General features: G+C 42.2%; 20 protein-coding genes. 16 read left to right on the plus strand and 4 right to left on the minus strand.

Annotated features, from left to right (window positions below):
• Nucleotides 1-83: 83 nt before the first annotated feature.
• The 5 genes from MHI33_RS10025 (at nucleotide 84) to MHI33_RS10050 (ending at nucleotide 4,242) form a co-directional block, all read left to right on the plus strand.
• Nucleotides 84-737, plus strand: coding sequence for a CotZ-related putative spore coat protein (locus MHI33_RS10025; RefSeq protein WP_065097342.1), 654 nt, complete (start codon nucleotides 84-86; stop codon nucleotides 735-737).
• 74 nt (nucleotides 738-811) lie between these two features.
• Complete coding sequence (locus tag MHI33_RS10030) at nucleotides 812-1,156, plus strand: DUF3992 domain-containing protein (RefSeq protein WP_044141644.1); 345 nt, start codon at nucleotides 812-814, stop codon at nucleotides 1,154-1,156.
• Nucleotides 1,157-1,233: 77 nt separating this feature from the next.
• Complete coding sequence (locus MHI33_RS22040) at nucleotides 1,234-2,283, plus strand: BclA C-terminal domain-containing protein (RefSeq protein ID WP_445661775.1); 1,050 nt, start codon at nucleotides 1,234-1,236, stop codon at nucleotides 2,281-2,283.
• 171 nt (nucleotides 2,284-2,454) lie between these two features.
• Complete coding sequence (locus MHI33_RS10045) at nucleotides 2,455-3,567, plus strand: Rap family tetratricopeptide repeat protein (protein ID WP_111911567.1); 1,113 nt, start codon at nucleotides 2,455-2,457, stop codon at nucleotides 3,565-3,567.
• Nucleotides 3,568-4,023: 456 nt separating this feature from the next.
• Nucleotides 4,024-4,242 (plus strand): hypothetical protein, encoded by a 219-nt coding sequence (locus MHI33_RS10050; RefSeq protein WP_044141425.1) that lies wholly within the window; start codon nucleotides 4,024-4,026, stop codon nucleotides 4,240-4,242.
• A gap of 40 nt (nucleotides 4,243-4,282) precedes the next feature.
• Here the strand turns inward: MHI33_RS10050 and MHI33_RS10055 are convergent, their stop codons facing one another.
• Together MHI33_RS10055 and MHI33_RS10060 are read right to left on the minus strand one after the other, a co-directional pair.
• Entirely contained in the window at nucleotides 4,283-4,978 is a 696-nt protein-coding gene (locus MHI33_RS10055; protein ID WP_340910931.1) for a YoaK family protein, read from the minus strand.
• A gap of 34 nt (nucleotides 4,979-5,012) precedes the next feature.
• Nucleotides 5,013-6,878 carry a DNA ligase D gene (locus MHI33_RS10060; protein WP_340910934.1) on the minus strand — a complete coding sequence of 622 codons (1,866 nt, stop codon included), beginning with the start codon at nucleotides 6,876-6,878 and terminating at the stop codon, nucleotides 5,013-5,015.
• 115 nt (nucleotides 6,879-6,993) lie between these two features.
• Between MHI33_RS10060 and ku the strand changes: the two genes are divergently transcribed.
• Nucleotides 6,994-7,842 carry a non-homologous end joining protein Ku gene (gene ku, locus MHI33_RS10065; protein WP_340910937.1) on the plus strand — a complete coding sequence of 283 codons (849 nt, stop codon included), beginning with the start codon at nucleotides 6,994-6,996 and terminating at the stop codon, nucleotides 7,840-7,842.
• A 142-nt stretch (nucleotides 7,843-7,984) separates the two neighbouring features.
• Here ku and MHI33_RS10070 read toward each other — a convergent pair whose 3' ends face one another.
• Nucleotides 7,985-8,428: a DUF2188 domain-containing protein gene (locus tag MHI33_RS10070; protein WP_106065336.1), complete on the minus strand. Its 444-nt coding sequence runs from the start codon at nucleotides 8,426-8,428 to the stop codon at nucleotides 7,985-7,987.
• A gap of 160 nt (nucleotides 8,429-8,588) precedes the next feature.
• On the opposite strand from MHI33_RS10070, the gene MHI33_RS10075 reads away from it, so the two are divergent.
• The 7 genes from MHI33_RS10075 (at nucleotide 8,589) to MHI33_RS10105 (ending at nucleotide 14,661) form a co-directional block, all read left to right on the plus strand.
• On the plus strand, nucleotides 8,589-9,062 hold the full coding sequence (locus tag MHI33_RS10075) for a VOC family protein (RefSeq protein WP_106065337.1): 474 nt from the start codon (nucleotides 8,589-8,591) through the stop codon (nucleotides 9,060-9,062).
• 79 nt (nucleotides 9,063-9,141) lie between these two features.
• The gene (locus MHI33_RS10080; RefSeq protein WP_044141421.1) at nucleotides 9,142-9,555 is read left to right on the plus strand and encodes an Rrf2 family transcriptional regulator; all 414 of its coding nucleotides are present in this window, start codon (nucleotides 9,142-9,144) and stop codon (nucleotides 9,553-9,555) included.
• A 131-nt stretch (nucleotides 9,556-9,686) separates the two neighbouring features.
• Nucleotides 9,687-10,538, plus strand: coding sequence for an SDR family oxidoreductase (locus MHI33_RS10085; RefSeq protein WP_340913814.1), 852 nt, complete (start codon nucleotides 9,687-9,689; stop codon nucleotides 10,536-10,538).
• A 189-nt stretch (nucleotides 10,539-10,727) separates the two neighbouring features.
• Nucleotides 10,728-11,444, plus strand: coding sequence for a (Fe-S)-binding protein (locus tag MHI33_RS10090; RefSeq protein WP_044141435.1), 717 nt, complete (start codon nucleotides 10,728-10,730; stop codon nucleotides 11,442-11,444).
• Between the two features lie 20 nt (nucleotides 11,445-11,464).
• On the plus strand, nucleotides 11,465-12,886 hold the full coding sequence (locus tag MHI33_RS10095; RefSeq protein ID WP_044141420.1) for a LutB/LldF family L-lactate oxidation iron-sulfur protein: 1,422 nt from the start codon (nucleotides 11,465-11,467) through the stop codon (nucleotides 12,884-12,886).
• Nucleotides 12,886-13,608, plus strand: coding sequence for a LutC/YkgG family protein (locus MHI33_RS10100; RefSeq protein ID WP_065097353.1), 723 nt, complete (start codon nucleotides 12,886-12,888; stop codon nucleotides 13,606-13,608). The genes MHI33_RS10095 and MHI33_RS10100 overlap by 1 nt, the downstream gene beginning before the upstream one ends.
• A 144-nt stretch (nucleotides 13,609-13,752) precedes the next feature.
• Nucleotides 13,753-14,661 carry a DMT family transporter gene (locus MHI33_RS10105; protein WP_044141418.1) on the plus strand — a complete coding sequence of 303 codons (909 nt, stop codon included), beginning with the start codon at nucleotides 13,753-13,755 and terminating at the stop codon, nucleotides 14,659-14,661.
• 11 nt (nucleotides 14,662-14,672) lie between these two features.
• Here MHI33_RS10105 and MHI33_RS10110 read toward each other — a convergent pair whose 3' ends face one another.
• Nucleotides 14,673-14,864 (minus strand): hypothetical protein, encoded by a 192-nt coding sequence (locus MHI33_RS10110; RefSeq protein WP_044141417.1) that lies wholly within the window; start codon nucleotides 14,862-14,864, stop codon nucleotides 14,673-14,675.
• A 110-nt stretch (nucleotides 14,865-14,974) separates the two neighbouring features.
• Here MHI33_RS10110 and MHI33_RS10115 point away from each other — a divergent pair, with 110 nt between their 5' ends.
• The 3 genes from MHI33_RS10115 (at nucleotide 14,975) to MHI33_RS10125 (ending at nucleotide 18,768) form a co-directional block, all read left to right on the plus strand.
• Entirely contained in the window at nucleotides 14,975-17,191 is a 2,217-nt protein-coding gene (locus tag MHI33_RS10115) for an RNA ligase (RefSeq protein ID WP_340910950.1), read from the plus strand.
• A 64-nt stretch (nucleotides 17,192-17,255) separates the two neighbouring features.
• A complete protein-coding gene (locus MHI33_RS10120) occupies nucleotides 17,256-17,966 on the plus strand; it encodes a DUF421 domain-containing protein (RefSeq protein ID WP_003210832.1) in 711 nt (236 codons plus the stop codon).
• A 256-nt stretch (nucleotides 17,967-18,222) separates the two neighbouring features.
• Nucleotides 18,223-18,768 (plus strand): TetR/AcrR family transcriptional regulator, encoded by a 546-nt coding sequence (locus MHI33_RS10125; RefSeq protein ID WP_221450804.1) that lies wholly within the window; start codon nucleotides 18,223-18,225, stop codon nucleotides 18,766-18,768.
• The last annotated feature ends 6 nt before the right edge of the window (nucleotides 18,769-18,774 follow it).

An 18,774-nucleotide genomic window follows, 5' to 3' on the forward strand; every position in this document is an offset into this window, starting at 1 on the left:
TAGTCAAAGACACATATGATAAAAGACCATATGGATTTGTATACAGCATTGAATTGGGCTGATGGAAAGTGACAAACCTGTTGATGAGTAAACTGAAAGAGATCAATAATCAAACAAAAAATGAAGGCTTTACTCACAAACGTTCAATAAGTTCTCCTTTTTTGCTCATCATGGAAGATGGGGAACCTTTCTACTCATGGGTGTTCTTTGAAAGAAGTGTGTTTAAGACTTGCTATTTTTCTTTGATTTCCATCAATGAAGAACAGAATTGTGTGGTGTTAGAGCTTCTTGTTCCGTGCTGCATGCGATCGACGTGCTGTCAGAAAGTTTTATATCGATCCAGTTCAAAGATCCTTGTTGATCTTTCTTTTTTATGCGGAATGATTGAAACAGAATTGCCAGTCTATGATGCGTTCATTTTAAAGAACATAGAGCCTCACCACCTCCTTCTTGATTTTTCAACATCGCCCAGTGCGGTTGAAATCTGGCGGAATGGAACAAAATTACCAAATGCAGCAACAGTGGTTTTGCATCATCGTGATGATCAAGATGTGCCAGTTTCTATCACGATTCAAACGAAAAAAGCATGTCATGATATATGTGTTCAAAAAGGAGAAAGTCGATCGATTACTGTAAAAGATATGATGTTGATTTTAAATCATCAAACCGCTGAAAAGGTGCAAGCACGCTTAGATATTCAATTGAACATGGTACAAAGGAAAAAAATAAGGCTTTGAGTCTGGGGTAATCGCACAATCTTCGTAGATCACTAGATCATAGTCTATCAAGAATAGGTTAAAGGAGGGTTAAAATGGCTATTTTAGGCGGGTGTAGTAATGAGCAAACAGGTTTTGTGAATGATGCGGTATGCTTCACAGTCGATTTAGCAGCAGCAGCGGATCCAGTTATCGTCTGGACGGATGGAACACCATTTGTCATAAACGGGACCATTATGGTGGAAAACAACGGAATCGTGGCTGTAGCTCCAACTGTGACATTAGAGGTCAACGGTGCGGCTGTTCCAGATTTCACTGTACCCCCAGGAGAGAGTCGATCCATTACGCTAAGTGATCTTAACTCCATTGGGATTGTAGCTACTGGTGGGACCTCGACTGGAAGTATTGTCGTTTCTTTTTCTCTCAATTATCAGTATTAGTGTGTATGTCTTGAAGATTCCACAGTTTGAAAGAAGTGAGAGGCATGTGTGCCCAGCTTAATATGTGTGGAGGAATAATGGGTCCGACCGGCCCGACCGGATCAACGGGCTCAACTGGAGTAACCGGCGCAACCGGGTCAACGGGTCCAACGGGCGTAACCGGCCTGACCGGATCAACAGGTCCAACGGGCTCAACTGGAGTAACCGGCGCAACCGGGTCAACGGGTCCAACGGGCGTAACCGGCCTGACCGGATCAACAGGTCCAACGGGCTCAACTGGAGTAACCGGCGCAACCGGGTCAACGGGTCCAACGGGCGTAACCGGCCTGACCGGATCAACAGGTCCAACGGGCTCAACTGGAGTAACCGGCGCAACCGGGTCAACGGGTCCAACGGGCGTAACCGGCCTGACCGGATCAACAGGTCCAACGGGCTCAACTGGAGTAACCGGCGCAACCGGGTCAACGGGTCCAACGGGCGTAACCGGCCTGACCGGATCAACAGGTCCAACGGGCTCAACTGGAGTAACCGGCGCAACCGGGTCAACGGGTCCAACGGGCGTAACCGGCCCGACCGGATCAACGGGCCCAACGGGTGTAACCGGCCCGACCGGAGTAACAGGTTCATCAGGCTCAACGGGAGTAACCGGCGCAACCGGAATAACAGGTCCAACGGGAGTAACCGGCCTGACCGGATCAACCGGCCCAACCGGCCCAATTGTAACCGCTAACTCAATGTACGCGTCTAATACGTCGGGAAGTACAGTGCTTGTTGTCTTAGGCGGGGCAGCGGTTTCTTTGCCTAATAATCAGAGTTTAGATGGTTTTACAGCTAGTAGTGGAAATACGATTTTTACAGTGCCAGTCTCGGGTCGCTATTTCATCACATATCAAGTGAACACAAGTGTAGCGCTGCTTGCTGGAACAAGGCTGGTTAACAGCGGATCTGCCATTCCTGGTTCTATATTAACACCCGCTTTATCGGCATCTACCTACAACGTATCACTCATTACAACACTTGCAGCAGGTAACCAAATTTCTCTCCAAATTTTCGGTTTAGTCGCAACAGTGGTGTTACTTGGGGGAGGGTCTGTTGGAGCGGCACTTACCATCATACGATTAGAATAAGGAAAAAAGCCCCCAAAAAGGGCTTTTTTCATTTTTTCAAAGGAAACGGTTATTGAAGATTCAAGTGATTCATATTAAAATGATCTCAAATGGACTAATTAGCAATTGCTAATAGAAGTTCCATATTTAGTGAAATCATGTGTTGCAGTTGTAGGTGATTGGGGGTGTAGAATGAGCAAGATTCCTGTTGCGGAATTGGCATCATTATTAAATGACTGGAACATGGAAATTAAAAAAGATCATGCAGATGAGGCAGAACGACTATTTGCTAAAGCGAAACAAGCAGTAGAGGAAATTGATGATGCGGACATCCTTATGTATTATTCTCTTCTTGAGAAGAGGCATCACATTCTCATGTACAATTTAAGAGGTCAAAAGGGCAGTGTTTCAACGAAAAGTATAGAAGGTCTTCACGGGAAAAAAGAGGATGACTTATCTAACCGCCTTGCCTACTATTTTGATTTTTATGAAGGTGTGTATGAACAGCATCAAGGGAATTACGAGGTTGCATTGCAAATGTATCAAAGTGCTGAAAAGCTCTTAGATAAAATCCCAAGTGAGATCGAACGTGCTGATTTCGATTTTAAGGTGGCCTGGCTTTACTACCGGCTTAGTCATATCATGCTCTCATTAAGCTATATCCGCAGAGCCCTTCACGTCTATAAACGTCACAAACAGTATGAAAGAAGAACGGCACTTTCATACTCTCTCGTTGCAGCGAATCTAACAGAGATCGGCCGGTACGAAGAGGCACTTGAGAATTATCGTCTGGCGGAAGAGGTTTTGACAAGCGAGCAGGATGACTTTATGCTGGCTCAGCATCACCACAATGTGGCTATTTTATATTCATTTTGGAACAAACCGAAAGAATCAATACGTCATCTTGAAAAAGCGCTGTCCCATCAAGAGTATTATGATTCAGATTTCTTTTTCCATTCTACGTATCTGATCAGCCGGGAACTCTGTGTGATTGGTGAAACGCAGCGTGCAAGCCAATATATAGAGGCTGCATATGCCAAAATAAAAGATGCTTCTCATGAAGTGTTTCAGCTCAAAATAGGCATCGTCCATGATCTTTACTTAACGAATGCGCCACAAAGATTTCAGCAAATTGATGAGAAATTAAGAAAGTTAGAAGAGAAGAATGAATATCATGAAGTAAAAGAGCTTTCACATTTTGCGGCAAAATATTGTGAAAAGCAAGCACTTTTTGAGAAGTCTGTTTTTTACTTGAACAAAAGTTTAGAAGCGGATTTACATATGAAAAGAATGGGGTTGATTTAAGATGAAAACAGGATTGAAAGTATTATTCGTTGTAGGTTTAGCTATCGCTGCGTCTGTTCTAACTCAAAACGTTGCGGGTTCATTCGAAGTAGCAGAAAAAATCATTGGTGGTTAATCACTAATCCATATCTCGCCCTTGTTGATGATCGTCAGCAAGGGTTTTTTGTTTAAATAGGCTCTTCTTATTAAACGCTACAAGAGCGTTTAATAAGAAGAATTCGCAACAAAGGGGGTGTGCAAATTTGTTACCTGCCCCATTATTCTAAATAAACATAGGGCAGAGCAACAAGTTAAAAAGGTCACCTTTCTTTGCTTAATTTAATTTTTTGCAGGACTTTTCATTCAAATTTTATCAGATTGGTCTATTGTACATAGAATTGAAAGAAAAAGTGTGAACACCGCTCCGTTTGTCATGCATATGATGAGATGAAGTGTATCTAGAGGGTAGGTGATTGTATGGATCCACGGGTGTATGGAGGCTTTCACGGAGGCGGTTTTAGTGGAGGAGCAGTGGGCCCTCATATCGGCTTTGGCGGGTATTATGTGAGCCCTGGTGTGTTCTCTGGTTTAGGCGGTTTCCCTGGATACGGTGGATTCGGGACATTTTCTGGATATCCGTATGGCTCCACGTTCATTATGGGGCGTCCTCCTGGTTTTTATGTAAGAAGTTATTAGTGTTTCATTACAGTGATTGAAATAGCCATATAACGATTGGCTATTTCAATTGATGAAAGTGCTTAAATGCAGCAGTTATCACAATGACTCCCAGGATAGAGATAGGCAGCCAAATGATGATAAACGGATCGTATGCATCAGTGTATGCCGCTAAAGCAGCACCTAGGCAGTAAAAGACAATAGAGCCTATTCGCATGAAACTGACATGCTGAATGGGAGCTGTTCTTTTTTTCCGATGTGAAATGCGCTGAGCCAAATCCTCAAATAGGTTGGCGAGTGTATTCGTTAGAACCGTTGTGGAAATGCCAGCCACATTTAATTTGCGGGCGGCCGCTGTCTGTAGGCCCATGGCCATACTTAAAAGGATAATCAGCATAAAATAAGCACCTTGTGTATAAGGGAAAATGGTCATGAGAGCAAATAGAAGCAGTATCAGGACTTCTATGATAAAGATACGTGTAACGGCTTTTGGCCAAAACGTTTTCTCATTCTTTCCGCCTATCACAACAGCAAGTAAAACCCCTAAAACAAATCCACTCAGTGCGGTGATGGAATGAAGGGCCGTAAGCTGCAAGGAGCTTCCTGCTGCAATGCCAAGCAGCACAATATTACCTGTCATATTGGCTGTAAATACATGCCCTAAGCTCAAATAGCCAATCACATCCACAATACCTGCTGCAAGGCACAAGAAAATAAGTGCTATATTTCGAAATGAAAGTGCGGTCAAAATGGTCATCCCTTTCTTACTCTCTAATGAGTAAGTGTAACGCTTAATGACCGCGTATGTCCATCTTATGTGCCGGTATAATGTCCTCAAGCCGGTGCAAAACTTGTCTGAAAGTGTCATCATTTACAAGGTGCCTCATGCGGCGGAATGGATCGCCTTTTTCCTTTAGACGCTCTATCACAGTTGGCATGGTAAACAAAGAAGGATGAAGTCCATCTTGATGGAGTTCGTCCCATTCAAGCGGTGTCGCTACAAGTCCAAGCTCATTTCCTCTTGGTGAATAGGGCGCAATGATTGTTTTTCCAGCATCGTGCTGAATATAGTCTAAATACAAGCGCTTGCCGCGTTTTTTCTTAAGACGTTCCAGAGTAAATAGCTCAGGGGCTTGTTCACATAAAAATTGGCATATAAACGCAGTAAATGTTCTCGTTTCTTCGTATGTGAAGGCATTTTTCTTTAATGGAATATACACTTGTAGTCCTTTACCACCGCTTGTTTTAATAAAGGCTGTGAGAAAGAGGCCGTCTAAAAGCGTTTTGATTCGCTTGGCAGCTTCTATGGCTAGATGAAACTCGTTAACAGACGGCGGGTCTAAATCAAAGACGATTTCGACCGGCCGGTTCGTATCCCTTGTTTCAAAAGGAATATGAAATTCCATTGCAAGCTGGTTGCCAAGCCAAAGAAGCGTCTGAGGGTCATTACAGACCGTGTAAGCAATATCATCAGCTTGATCGGTCAACACATAATCTGGCGCATAATCAGGTGTCGACTTTTGATAAAAGAATTCATCCCCGGCGCCATGAGGAAACCGAATTAAAGTCAGCCGTCTTTCACGTAAAAAGGGCAAGAGATAGGGAGCTGCTTGTCTCAAATAAAGTAAGTAATCTGCCTTGTTCAGATGAAGAGCTGGCACAATCGGTTTTTCAGGATGAGTGATGTCAATCACAGCAGGGAGCGGATATAGCTGTTTGAGCATTTGCTGAAACGTACACGTCGCTGGATCAGTATCTAGTAAAAAGGAAGAAAAACGCGGCTCTCTTAAGGCGGATCCATCAAAGGAGATACAAGCAATGCTCGCGACGATAGAAGGTGGGATTTCATATCTTGATGCCCCTGCCTGCTTGCCTTTTGTTTGAAAGAGCCTACCAAGCGTTTGTTCTTCTTCTTTAGAAAATCCATGCTTGAATTGGACAACCTCGGTGAGTTGATGATCTTGATAAATACAGCCTTGAAAGTAGCCATTTTCTTTATCAAAATGAGTCACTATGACAGAGACATATCGCCAGTTTTTGATTTTCAACCATTCTTTTGACCGGGTATTGTCGTGCCATTTACTCGCCCCTTTTTTCGCAACGAGTCCTTCTGCTAAATACGTCGTCATTAGCTTTTTTATATGTCCAGGATTAGTGTCTGTATGAATGAGTTGAAGAAGGGAAGGGTGCTCAAGCTGTACAGATGACGGAAGTTTTGCTGCTTGGAAAACTTGCTGTAACTGTTTTTTCCTTTCTATCAACGGTAAATCAATTAGAGATTGCCCTTTGCATCTTAATAGATCAAATGCGATCAAATGACATGGAAACCGCTCAGCCTGCAGCTTTATAGCCTCTTTGTTTTTCAGCCTGCCTCTTTGCTGAACCCTCGCAAAATCGCTTTGCTGTTCATCCAGTAAAAAGACCAATTCCCCGTCAAACGTCAGAGGTAAAAAAAGAGCAAACTGATCCCTTAATTGTTCGCACTGTTCAATCACCTCAGGAAACTGTTCGTTTAATCGTTTTCCGGCTCTGCTTTCTAAATGAATTTTGTTTTGATCCCACGTCAGAATGACTCGAAAGCCGTCATATTTTAATTCATACACCCAGTCTGCACCGGTAGGAACCTCATGTGCAGCCGTTAATCGCATAGGTTTCATTTGTGCTGTCACTTCCTCATATGATGTGTTCTTAGAGTGGGATGAAATTTTCATTCACATACATAAGTCTAACGAAAACATTGCATAGTAAGGAGAAAAGAACGGAGGCGACGCGATGCATACAGTTTGGAAAGGCGGCATTAGCTTTGGACTAGTCAATATTCCAGTGAAGCTGTTTACCGCTACAGAGAACAAAGATATTAAGTTAAGACAGCTGCATAAAGAGTGTCACACGCCCATTAACTATAAAAAGGTTTGTGCCAACTGCGGGGAAGAGGTGGCACCAGAACAAATTGTAAAAGCGTACGAGTATGCAAAAAATAAATTCATTGAATTAGATGAGGAAGAGCTTGAAAAACTGCGAAAAGAAAATGAAGAAAAAGCCGTGGAAATCATTGATTTTGTGAAAATAGAAGAGATTGATCCAATCTATTATGAAAGAAGTTACTTTTTATCACCAGATACCGGCGGAGCGAAGGCTTATTCATTATTAAGAAAAGCTTTAGAGGAATCGGGGAAAATTGGTGTGGCAAAGATTATGATCCGCTCAAAGGAGCAATTAGCAATTGTTAGGTGCTATGAACATATTTTGCTGATGGAAACCATTCATTTCCCTGATGAAATTAGACAGGTATCAGATGTACCGAATATCCCCCAAGAGGAAAACATTGTGAAAAAGGAGTTAGATACAGCACTTCTTTTAATCGAGCAATTAACCACAACTTTTGATCCAGCTGCCTATCAGGATGAATACAGAGAACAGCTGATGAATTTAATTGGAGATAAAATATCTGGAGAACATACAGTTCAGCCAGAAACGACAGGTAAAAAAGATCCTGCATTCAATGTGACCGATTTAATGGCAGCTCTACAGGCTTCAATCGACCGATCAAAACCAGCCAAAGCGAAAAAAGCAGCACCTAAAAAAAGAAAAGCACCAGCGAAAAAAGAAAAGAATGCATAAGAAAAGACGCTTTCGAGCGGTCTCTTTCTTCTTTTCAGCGTGATAGAAAACCTATGAAGTCTAGGAAGAACGAGCACCGGAGCGCAGACCTGACAACGAATGCGAGGGTTTGCCTACACGCTGAGACTGCTTACGGGCGATCTTATTGCGGTTTTAACACGTCCTGAATGTTCCCATCTTTTCTATGGATAACAACAAAAGTCCCTTTATTAGATGCAATCTCCTTTGCCCGGTCAATTGCTTCTTGTTTCGTTTCTTTGATCTCACTTACTCGTTTTGCTTTCTCTGTTTGAACCGCCCAGCCTTCTTCGTGCTTGACGACATGCTGCGCATGATCCATGAGCTCTGGTCTTGCGGAGCTGCTGTCTTTAGATGGCGTGACAGAACCATGAGCTGAGAAATTCTCGATCTCTTTCTCCGTTGCGTTCTTTTTCCATTCTTTCGCTTGACTGATCGCAATTGGGATGGCTCTACTTTCGTCATAGCCTTCATGTATCATTTTGTTCGCAATCTCAAGCGCTTTTTTTCGAATGATGTGATCTAACGATTGAAATGAAGCCGGATAATCATTCATCGTCCAAGGCATATGAAACGCTCCTTTCTTTTATTTGAACACCTTTCCCCATCTGCAATGGATCAAACATCTCATTCTTCTCAAACCAATGAAGGGGATAAAATACATCGTTTTGCTGAGGTGTAATTTCATTAAATCCCGCAGAATAGAAGGTAGAAAAGGAGTGATTTTGATGATGATAAAAGGTTTGTATGAAGCCCATTTACCTGTGAGTGACTTGAAGGCGTCTATTGCGTTTTATGAAAAATTGGAATTGACACTTGCTCACGAAAATGAACGAGTTGCTTTTTTATGGATTGAGAAAGGTAAGAGCTGGCTTGGCTTGTGGAAAGTAGATATCAATGACTTCCCATACCATCCTTCGACTCGGCACGTTGCTTTTCAAATTACAACGTCTAGTATCGAACAAATCAAGGCTTGGCTGGTTGAAAAAGGCATCGGCATTCACCCAATGTTTGGCTTTTCAGAAGAGAAGCAGCCTTTAGTTCTGGATAATCCGCCGCAATTTCATGCAGCGATCTATTTTCTTGACCCAGATGGAAATCTACTTGAATGCATTGCCCCGCTAGAGCTTGATACAGAAGAAGACTACGATATCATGGCATATGAGGACTGGGATCAAAAGAAAAATCCGTTTATTGATTGACAAAATCACTCATTGTAACTATATTGATTGACAAAATCACTCATTGTAACTATATTGATTACAACGGTGGTGAAAGATTGTGAAACAAATTAGCAGCAGGTATCCGATTGCTGTTCATATTTTGTCATTTATTGCAGGTGTTCAAAAAGAGTGTACAGGGGATTTTATTGCAGAAAGTGTGAATTCAAATCCAGCCATTGTTCGAAAAATGATGGCAATGCTCAAACGGGCGGGTCTCATTGAGATACGCCGCGGAGTAGGCGGTGCTTATTTAAAAATACCGGCAGAGGACATCACGCTGTTAGATGTGTACCGCGCTGTCGATGTAAGCGAGGATGAAGAATTGTTTAACTTCCATCAGCCAGTCATCGCATGTTCGATTGGTCAAGCGATGGATACAAGACTGAGAAGTGAACTAAAAGAAGCTCAAGCGGCGCTTGAAAATCACCTCAAACAAGTGACCATCCAGCAATTGTTGACAGAGTCAGAATAAAAGAAGCTCAGGCTGAACTTGGGCTTTTTTTACACTAATTGTTGTAATCGAAATGGTTATAACGAATAAACGGATACGTAAAGGTGTACCAAAACATCACCGTGAATCACAAAATGAGGAGGTCAAACATGATGAAGTTATTAGTAACAGGCGCAACAGGACAGCTTGGATCGCTCATCGTCCAGCATTTACTTAAAAAGGTACCAGCTGAACAAATTGCGGTGAGTGTTCGAAATCCGCAAAAGGCAGCACATTTGAAGGAAGCTGGGGTGGATGTACGCCACGGAGACTTTACTCAGCCAGACACCCTTAAGGCAGCCTTTCAAGGCATTGACCGCCTTTTGATCATTTCAACTGCGGATGGTGACCGCGTGCAGCAACATATGGCTGCCATCCAAGCGGCGAAAGTAGCTGGTGTATCTTTTATTGCTTATACTAGCGTTGTGAATGCAAGAGAGAGTCAGCTTGTCCTTGCACATGACCACGCAAAAACTGAAGAAGCCATTGTGGCCTCTGGCATTCCTCATGTGTTTCTAAGAAACAATTGGTATGTAGAAAATGAAAAAGATACGATACTAGCAGCCGTTAGCGGCGCACCATATTTAAGTCCAATTGGTGATGGCAAGGTTGGCTGGGCAACAAGAAATGACTACGCAGAAGCGGCCGCAAATGCGTTAACATTATCTAAACATGACAAGGAGAAATATGAACTGTCAGGACCTCTTCGGACGCATACTGAACTTGCTCGCATTGTCAGTGAAGTGAGCGGAAAAGAGATCAAAGTGGAGCAAATCGATGTCGACACATTTGGAGAATTTATAGCTTCAAATGGTGTACCAAAAGAAGCTGTGCCATTTGTCAAAGCCATTCAAAGCGGAATTCGCGATGGTGCCTTAGCTGTTGAAAGCGATGATTTCGAAACCTTATTAGGCCGCCCCTTAACACCTATCAAAGAAAAAATTCGTGAAATGATTTCAAAATAAACATATGAAAACGTCCTATCAAAAGGGCGTTTTTTTCATTCATCCACACGAGCCATATGTCCAAATTTAGACAAATCACTTCGTTGAAATTTCAGAAATTTGGGATTAAAATGAAAATAAGGTCTGTTATTTCGTCATCAGATGACCAAATTGATGAATCAAATTGCAGCAAAGAAAGGAAGTTCGCCGATGAAAGTCCATTTATTCGTTACCTGTTTAATTGACACCATCCAGCCAAATGTAGGAAAGGCCACAGTGGAAGTATTAGAAAGGCTCGGTGTAGAAGTGGAATTTCCGGAGGCACAAGTGTGCTGCGGGCAGCCAGCCTTTAACAGCGGCTATACAAAAGAAACCATTAAAGTAGCAAAAAACATGATCAAAGCCTTTGAATCAGCTGAATATGTCGTGACACCGTCAGGTTCTTGTAAGGCGATGTTTTTAGAATATCCTCAACTTTTAAAAGAAGATCCAGTGTGGTCAGCAAAAGCTGAGGCACTTGCTGAGAAAACATATGAATTAACAGAGTTTATTGTTGATATATTACACGTCACAGATGTAGGGGCGAGCCTGAAAGGAAACGCAACCTATCACACATCCTGTCATATGACGAGACTGCTGCGAATTAAGGAAGCCCCTTTCACACTGTTGTCAAATGTCAAAGATTTGACGATGACACCATTGCCGCGCGCAGAAAATTGCTGCGGATTTGGAGGGACGTTTTCAATAAAAATGACACCTATTTCTGAGCAAATGGTCGATGAGAAAGTCCAAAGCATAGAGGAGACAGACGCTGAATACATCATTGGTGCTGACTGCGGCTGCCTGCTCAATATTGGGGGGAGACTGAATCGTCTTGATAAGCCCATTCAAGTGATGCATATCGCAGAGGTATTAAATAGCCGCTGACTTTAAGAGGGGGACGGCACATGAGTATGAAAATTGGAGAGAAGGCCTTTAAAGAACGAATCGGGGAAGGGTTAGAAGATACGGTCATGAGAGGTGCTGTTTCCTCAGCGCAGGAACGCCTGTATGAAAGGCGGCTATCTGCGAGCGAAGAGCTTGGCAACTGGGAAAAGTGGCGAGAACTTGGCGAGGAAATCAGGCAGCATACGCTGAAGCATCTCGATGACTACTTATACCAACTAAGTGAAAGCGTTAGTGCACGCGGGGGACATGTCTTTTTTGCAAAAACAAAGGAAGAAGCATCGGCGTATATTCAACATGTGGCACAGAAAAAGGCGGCCAAAAAGATCGTTAAATCAAAATCAATGGTCACAGAAGAAATTGAAATGAATCAAGCCCTTGAAGAGATCGGTTGTGACGTGGTGGAAAGTGACCTTGGCGAGTATATTCTGCAAGTAAATGATCATGAACCTCCTTCACATATTGTGGCACCTGCTCTTCATATGACGAAAGAACAAATAAGGGAAGTCTTTCACGAAAAGCTCGGATATGAGATGTCAGAGACACCTGAAGATATGACGAGTTTTGTGAGAGCCATTTTACGTGAAAAGTTCCTCGAAGCAGATATTGGTGTCACCGGCTGTAATTTTGCTGTCGCCAATACAGGTTCCATTTGCCTTGTGACAAATGAAGGGAATGCGGATCTTGTTACGGCTATCCCAAAGACACATATCGCCGTTATGGGCATGGAGCGGATTGTTCCAACGATGGAGGAACTAGATGTCCTCGTTGGTCTTTTGTGCAGAAGTGCAGTCGGTCAGAAATTAACGAGTTACATTTCTGTCGTCGGACCAAAAGGAGAAGAAGAAGTGGATGGGCCAGAAGAATTTCACTTGGTCATTGTGGACAATGGGCGGTCCAATATATTAGGTACAACCTTTCAGCCTGTTCTCCAATGTATCCGGTGCGCAGCCTGCATCAATGTGTGCCCAGTTTACCGGCATGTGGGCGGACATTCATACGGATCGATTTACCCGGGGCCAATTGGTGCTGTTTTATCGCCGCTTCTTGGCGGCTATAATGACTACCAAGAGCTCCCCTTTGCATCTAGTCTTTGCGCGGCTTGCACAGATGCTTGTCCAGTAAAGATCCCGCTTCACGAGTTATTAATAAAACATCGACAAGTCATCGTTGAAAAAGAGGGGAGAGCGCCTAAAGCTGAAATGATGGCGATGAAAATGTTCGGAATGGGCGCATCGACTCCCGGGATGTATCAATTCGGAACAAAAGCAGCTCCTGTATTGATGAATCGTATGGCTTCAAACGGACAGATTTCAAAAGGAATAGGTCCTTTAAAGAATTGGACAGATATTCGTGACCTGCCAGCTCCAAGTAAAGAAAGATTCAGGGATTGGTTTAAAAAGAGACAGAAGGAGGAGCAGTGATGAAGGGAACTATTTCTCACCGAGAGTCGTTTTTAGCTCATATCCGTAAGCAATTAGGGAAGGATTCCTCCCCGTCTGCATCCATTCAGCGTCCAGCTTGGAAGCATCAAGTTCAGTGGGAAACAAACGGACTTTTGTCTAAAGAAGAGCTAGTCGAGCAACTGAAGAAGCAATGTCAACGAATTCACACAAGAGTGGTCGAAACAACACCACAGGAAGCGCCCTCTGTATTACGATCATTGATGACAGAGTATGGAGAGGGTTCTGTGATGACATCGGGCGATCATCGTTTTGAACAATATGGATTTTATCCGATGTTTGACAGCTTGCAGCACGAAGGATTCGCAGTCACCAGCTGGAATGCTGAGGCTTCAAGGGAAGAAAATATCAGGCTGGCAGAACAAGCAGCGTATTCGGTTGTATTCAGTGATTACACTTTAGCAGAATCAGGGACGGTCGTCCTTTCATCCCATCAAGGGCAAGGAAGAGCGCTCCATTTTTTACCGATGATGTATATCGTGTGTATCGAAAAAAGCACGGTGGTTCCGCGGATGATTCAAGCTGTTTCGGCTCTTAATCGCTCGGTAGAAGAGGGAGAGCAGGCGAAAGGTGCGATTCATTTCATATCAGGTCCGAGTAACTCTGCGGATATTGAGATGAATTTAGTGGTAGGTGTTCATGGTCCAGTTCGGGCCGTTTATCTATTGATAGATGATGAGTAGGGCTTTCGAGATGAAAGCCTTTTTTTCATGCAAAAAAGCTCACACAAGTTTTAAAATCATCTTGCCTCTAGCGGATTGGACATAGTAAGATGACGACATACAAGATGATCTTCTCATCTACTGCTGATGTAAAGGAAGCTGCTTATGGACATGAAGTCAACTGCTCAAAAGAAATCAATTGCACTACCGCTTGTGATTTCAATTATTGCCATTTCGTTTTCTGCTATTATTGTGAAATGGTCAAATGCACCTGCTGCTATTTTAAGCATGTATCGAATGATCTTTGCCGCGGTTTTTATGCTGCCGTTTATTCTGCCACGAAAAAAAGAATTTCTCTCGATTCAGCGAAGAGACTGGTTTTTCTTATGTATGTCAGGTTTCTTTTTAGGACTCCATTTTGTGTTGTGGTTTGGCTCACTAAAGCTGACGACTGTGGCAAGCTCTACTATTATCATCGCTCTTCAGCCGATGGTCTCCTTGTTAGGCGGCTTTCTCATTTTCCGTGAACGAACGACGCTGCCTGCACTTTTGACGATGTGTGCCGCAATTGTTGGTGCACTGATGATTGGGTGGGGAGACGTAGGTCATAGCCAGGAAGCCATCCTAGGAGATATTTTATCCTTTTTAAGTGTGATCGCGGTTGTTTGTTATTTATTAATAGGTCAACAGGCTGTCAGAAAGATATCTCATTGGATTTATAGTTTTTGTGTGTTTGGTTTTGCCGGTCTTTTTTTAATTTTATTCAATTGGATTCAGCAAACTCCTTTTACAGGCTATCCAGGTAAAGAGTGGGGAATCTTTTTATTGCTTGCGATCATCCCCACCATGTCTCATGTCATTAATAATTGGCTTTTAACATATGTCAATGCCACAACCATTTCAATGAGTATCCTTGGCGAACCTGTTGGAGCCACGATTCTTGCTGTATGGCTGCTTGGAGAAAAAGTCACGCTGCTCCAAATGTGTGGCGGTTTTCTTGTCCTTTTAGGCGTCTTTTTCTTTTTGATGCAGCAGCGTCAAAGAATTGTGATGAAACAAAAAAAATCCGGTTAAATTCCGGATTTTTACTCTTTTAAATCGTTTTTTTCTATCACTTTGTTCAATCTTTCCTTAACCTTCTTCAATTCCATTCGTTTTCTTCTGATCATTCGAAAAGCAATGACAATAATCGTCACGATAGCAGCAATGAATAGAAGAGAGAACACTTGAAATAGAAGATCACCCATGTTAAATGCCATATTCTCCCCATTAGACATACGTAAAACCTCCCTTTCTATCTATATATTACCATAATCGATAAAAGATTGAGATTTATCCATCATTTATCTATAATAGGTAAAATATCACTTATTAAAGGAGAACCAATATGAGAACTTTAGTCCTTTTACGAGGTCTCCCAGGCGTAGGGAAATCAACTTGGATCAAAGCCCAAGGCTTAGAGCCTTACACATTATCAGCGGATCAGATTCGTCTTTTGACCCAGCCTCCTCAGTTATCTGTCAATGGGAAACCAGAAATTTCAAGCAAGCATGACCACAAAGTCTGGTCTTTATTATTTGAATTGCTTACAGCACGTATGGAACGCGGAGACTTTACTGTGATTGATGCGACACATATTTCAAGCAAATCGATATCTCAATATAAATCGCTGGCCACATCGTATCGTTACAGGGTGTATGTCGTCGATTTCACGCAGGTGCCGCTTGAAACAGCTCTATTGCAAAATCGCTCACGGGAAGCTCACAAAGTTGTGCGGGAGTCTGTTTTATATCAAATGAATGAGCGGTTAAAAACAGAAAAGGTCCCATCATGGGTGACTGTCTTGCAGCCTGAGGAATATCCGCAATTGATGACCTATCAGCCTCGATCCTTCGATCAATATGAGGCCATTCATGTTTTTGGAGATATTCACGGCTGTCATACCGCTCTGACCACCTATTTGCAAGGAGATATTAAAGAAAATGAACTTTATATCTTTGCAGGTGATTTGCTTGATAGAGGTATAGAAAACAAGAAAGTATTAGAATGGATGCTCGCACATAGAGAATGCCGGAATGTCATCGTGATTGAAGGTAATCATGATCAGCATTTATACCGGTTTGCACATGGTGAAAAAGTAAGAAGCAATATGTTTAACCGGCATACTGCACCTGAAATCGAAGCAGCAGACTTTGATTTAAAAGAAGTACGGAAGTTTGTCAGAACATTTCATCAGCTTACGTATTTTACGTACCATGACAAGACATTTCTTGTTACCCACGGGGGGCTTGCTCATTTGCCAGAAGAGCTTCTGCATGTCTCAACACAGCAGCTCATTCACGGTGTAGGTGAATATTCAGATGACATTGATCACTTGTTTGTTCAAAATACTGCTGGATTAGATGTCATTCAAATTCACGGGCATCGCAATTTATACAGGTTGCCTACTCAAGCAGCGAAAAGGTCTTATAATCTAGAAGGCCAGGTTGAATTCGGGGGACAGCTGAGGGTGTTGAAAATCACAGCTGACGGGATTGAGACTCATGAAATTGACAACCCAGTCTATAGAGCTTCTGAGAAAAAACCATCAGCCGCTATTCAACCAGATATCTCACTAGATGACTTTTTAGCTCACTTAGATCAACATGAATATGTACAGGAATTAAAGCTTCCGCACCACATTTCATCTTTTAATTTTACGAAAAAAGCGTTTAGTGAACGGCAGTGGGATGATGTGAATGTGAAGGCAAGAGGCTTGTTTGTCAATATGGTGTCAAAGCAGATTGTTTCAAGAAGCTACAACAAATTTTTTAACATTGATGAGCGTCCGGAGACAAAAATGCATCATTTAGTGAATCATCTTCAATTCCCTATTACCGTCTATGATAAAGCAAATGGATATTTAGGGACGGTTGGGTATAACGAAATGGAAGATGAATTGGTGTTTACGTCCAAATCGTATACATCTCATGTGAAGCAAAATCAGCATGCTTCCTGGGTCGAAGAGTTATTCTATCAGACCTTCGGAGACGTGCAGGTCGACTACATCAAATCATACGTACGTGACCACAATGCATCTCTTGTGTTTGAAGTCATTTTGCCAAAGAAAGACCCGCATATTATCACATATGATCATGATCAACTCATTTTGCTTGATATAGTGAAGCGTCAGCTAAGCTATGAAAAGACACCATTTACTGAAGTGAAAAGAGTAAGCGAACAGCTTGGAATATCCAGCAAGCAGGAAGTGGCTGTGTTCCACGATTGGACGTCTTTTTATAAATGGTATCTGGCCGTTTCTCATGACGACTCGATCAAAGAAGAGGGATATGTCATTGAGGATCATCGCGGCTTTATGACTAAGCTCAAGCTTCCTTATTATCAATTCTGGAAGCAGATGCGCGCGATCAAACAGCGCGTTGCAGAGAAGCGTTCCACGCAAAAATATATGCAGGCATTGCAAACAGCGGAGCAAGCTAGATTTTATACGTGGCTTCTTGAGCAAGATGCCAATGCTGTCAGAAATAGCTCCATTATTGAGCTGCGCTCACAATTTGAGCAAAGCGATGCTGCCGAGTTGAATAATGATGGAATAAATACATAGTCTAAAAAGGAGTCTTTTCTAAAGAAAAGGCTTTTTTTGATGCAATTGAAAGGTGGACCCTTACATGCCTGACCATATTGAAGTCATTTTACGGACGATGTTTGCTTTTGCGATTTTATTTGGCGGAGCACGTCTTCTTGGAAAGCAAACCATAGCGCAAATGAATATTTTTGATTTTATAGCAGCCATTAGCTTAGGTTCAATTGCGGCGAGTCTCGCGTTTAATACAACGCTTCCGTTTCATCACACGACGATTTCCTTTGTCACGCTTGTCATGATCATTTATGTGATTTCGCTGATAGCTTTAAGGAGCCGAAAATTGAGAGGATTTATGGCCGGTAAACCAACCCTTGTCATACAAAATGGAAAAATTCTTGAAGAGAATATGAAGGGAATGAGGTATACACTTGATTATTTAAATCAGCAGCTGAGAGAAAAAGACATTTTTGATATTAGCGAAGTTGAATTTGCCATGATTGAAACAGATGGACATATGTCAGTGAAAAAATATCCTTCGTTTGAAAATGTCACTCGGAAGGATCTTCAATTGTATATGAAGGCAGAGGGCTACATGCCTATCGAAGTGATCATGGACGGAAAGCTCATTTTGAAAAACATTCAAGAAAATCAATTAACTGTGGAGTGGATAGATGAAGAGCTTAAGAAAAGGCAGCTCTCCTTAAAGGACATTGTATACGCAGTCCGTTCAAGTAATGGCAGTTTATATATTGATACATATGACGACCACATTCACTCTCCGATTGATCAAGAATGAAGGTGTAGTGCTGATGTCACCCTCCTGACACATATCTGACAATATTTATAAGTCCTTTGGCTGCTGTCTGACTAGGCATGATTTCTCAATTATTATTATTTTCAGAAAATGTGATGACGGAAAAAAATAAATGTGTTTAAGTGTATATAGAAGAAATTAAAATATTAATATAATATACCGTTTTCGGAATGAACGTTCATTCCTATGATGAGGAGGGGATGAAGTGCCAGCAGTGACTGATAAACAAGAACAGATTATGAAGGCTTCGTTGGACTTATTTATTGAACGGGGCTTTGATGGGACCACGATGCCGATGATTTCAAAAAGAGCAAACGTCGGAGCGGGAACCATTTACCGTTATTTCGACAGTAAAGAGGCACTCGTCAATATTTTGTACCAGCGCAGCCTTTCTTCATTTATCGAAAAAATGAACACAAACAGTCCAGATCCAAAGGCGAGTATTCGGGCGTACTTTAAGCATGTATTTTATTGCTTGGTTTTATTTACAAAGGAGAATCCAAGCGGGCTATATTTTTTAGAAATTGATAAGCGATCCCATTACTTAGACGAGACGAGCAAAGAGAAAATGCAGCATTTGTTACATGAGCTATTCCTTATCTTTGAAGAAGGGAAAAAGGATGGGATTCATCCAAATCTTTCAGGTAGAACCATTCTATCGATTGTATTTGGTGCCTTTGTACAGCTGCATAAACAAATTCTTGCAGAAGAAATAGAGCCAACGATTGAATTTCTAGAGGACATTGAGCAATGTTTATGGCGCGCCATTAGCGTTGCTTCTTAATGATAT

The organism is Bacillus sp. FSL K6-2971, from assembly GCF_038006405.1.
Lineage (GTDB): Bacteria > Bacillota > Bacilli > Bacillales > Bacillaceae > Bacillus > Bacillus pumilus.

Excerpts from the sequence above, each read along its gene's own strand:
- MHI33_RS10045 (WP_111911567.1), top strand. The coding sequence starts at position 2,455 with ATGAGCAAGATTCCTGTTGCGGAATTGGCATCATTATTAAATGACTGG.
- MHI33_RS10055 (WP_340910931.1), bottom strand. The coding sequence starts at position 4,978 with ATGACCATTTTGACCGCACTTTCATTTCGAAATATAGCACTTATTTTC.
- MHI33_RS10075 (WP_106065337.1), top strand. The coding sequence starts at position 8,589 with ATGATGATAAAAGGTTTGTATGAAGCCCATTTACCTGTGAGTGACTTG.
- MHI33_RS10025 (WP_065097342.1), top strand. The coding sequence starts at position 84 with ATGAGTAAACTGAAAGAGATCAATAATCAAACAAAAAATGAAGGCTTT.
- MHI33_RS22040 (WP_445661775.1), top strand. The coding sequence starts at position 1,234 with ATGGGTCCGACCGGCCCGACCGGATCAACGGGCTCAACTGGAGTAACC.
- MHI33_RS10110 (WP_044141417.1), bottom strand. The coding sequence starts at position 14,864 with ATGTCTAATGGGGAGAATATGGCATTTAACATGGGTGATCTTCTATTT.
- MHI33_RS10105 (WP_044141418.1), top strand. The coding sequence starts at position 13,753 with ATGGACATGAAGTCAACTGCTCAAAAGAAATCAATTGCACTACCGCTT.
- MHI33_RS10070 (WP_106065336.1), bottom strand. The coding sequence starts at position 8,428 with ATGCCTTGGACGATGAATGATTATCCGGCTTCATTTCAATCGTTAGAT.
- MHI33_RS10125 (WP_221450804.1), top strand. The coding sequence starts at position 18,223 with ATGAAGGCTTCGTTGGACTTATTTATTGAACGGGGCTTTGATGGGACC.
- MHI33_RS10100 (WP_065097353.1), top strand. The coding sequence starts at position 12,886 with ATGAAGGGAACTATTTCTCACCGAGAGTCGTTTTTAGCTCATATCCGT.
- MHI33_RS10090 (WP_044141435.1), top strand. The coding sequence starts at position 10,728 with ATGAAAGTCCATTTATTCGTTACCTGTTTAATTGACACCATCCAGCCA.
- MHI33_RS10060 (WP_340910934.1), bottom strand. The coding sequence starts at position 6,878 with ATGAAACCTATGCGATTAACGGCTGCACATGAGGTTCCTACCGGTGCA.
- MHI33_RS10085 (WP_340913814.1), top strand. The coding sequence starts at position 9,687 with ATGAAGTTATTAGTAACAGGCGCAACAGGACAGCTTGGATCGCTCATC.
- MHI33_RS10030 (WP_044141644.1), top strand. The coding sequence starts at position 812 with ATGGCTATTTTAGGCGGGTGTAGTAATGAGCAAACAGGTTTTGTGAAT.
- ku (WP_340910937.1), top strand. The coding sequence starts at position 6,994 with ATGCATACAGTTTGGAAAGGCGGCATTAGCTTTGGACTAGTCAATATT.
- MHI33_RS10115 (WP_340910950.1), top strand. The coding sequence starts at position 14,975 with ATGAGAACTTTAGTCCTTTTACGAGGTCTCCCAGGCGTAGGGAAATCA.
- MHI33_RS10120 (WP_003210832.1), top strand. The coding sequence starts at position 17,256 with ATGCCTGACCATATTGAAGTCATTTTACGGACGATGTTTGCTTTTGCG.
- MHI33_RS10050 (WP_044141425.1), top strand. The coding sequence starts at position 4,024 with ATGGATCCACGGGTGTATGGAGGCTTTCACGGAGGCGGTTTTAGTGGA.
- MHI33_RS10095 (WP_044141420.1), top strand. The coding sequence starts at position 11,465 with ATGAGTATGAAAATTGGAGAGAAGGCCTTTAAAGAACGAATCGGGGAA.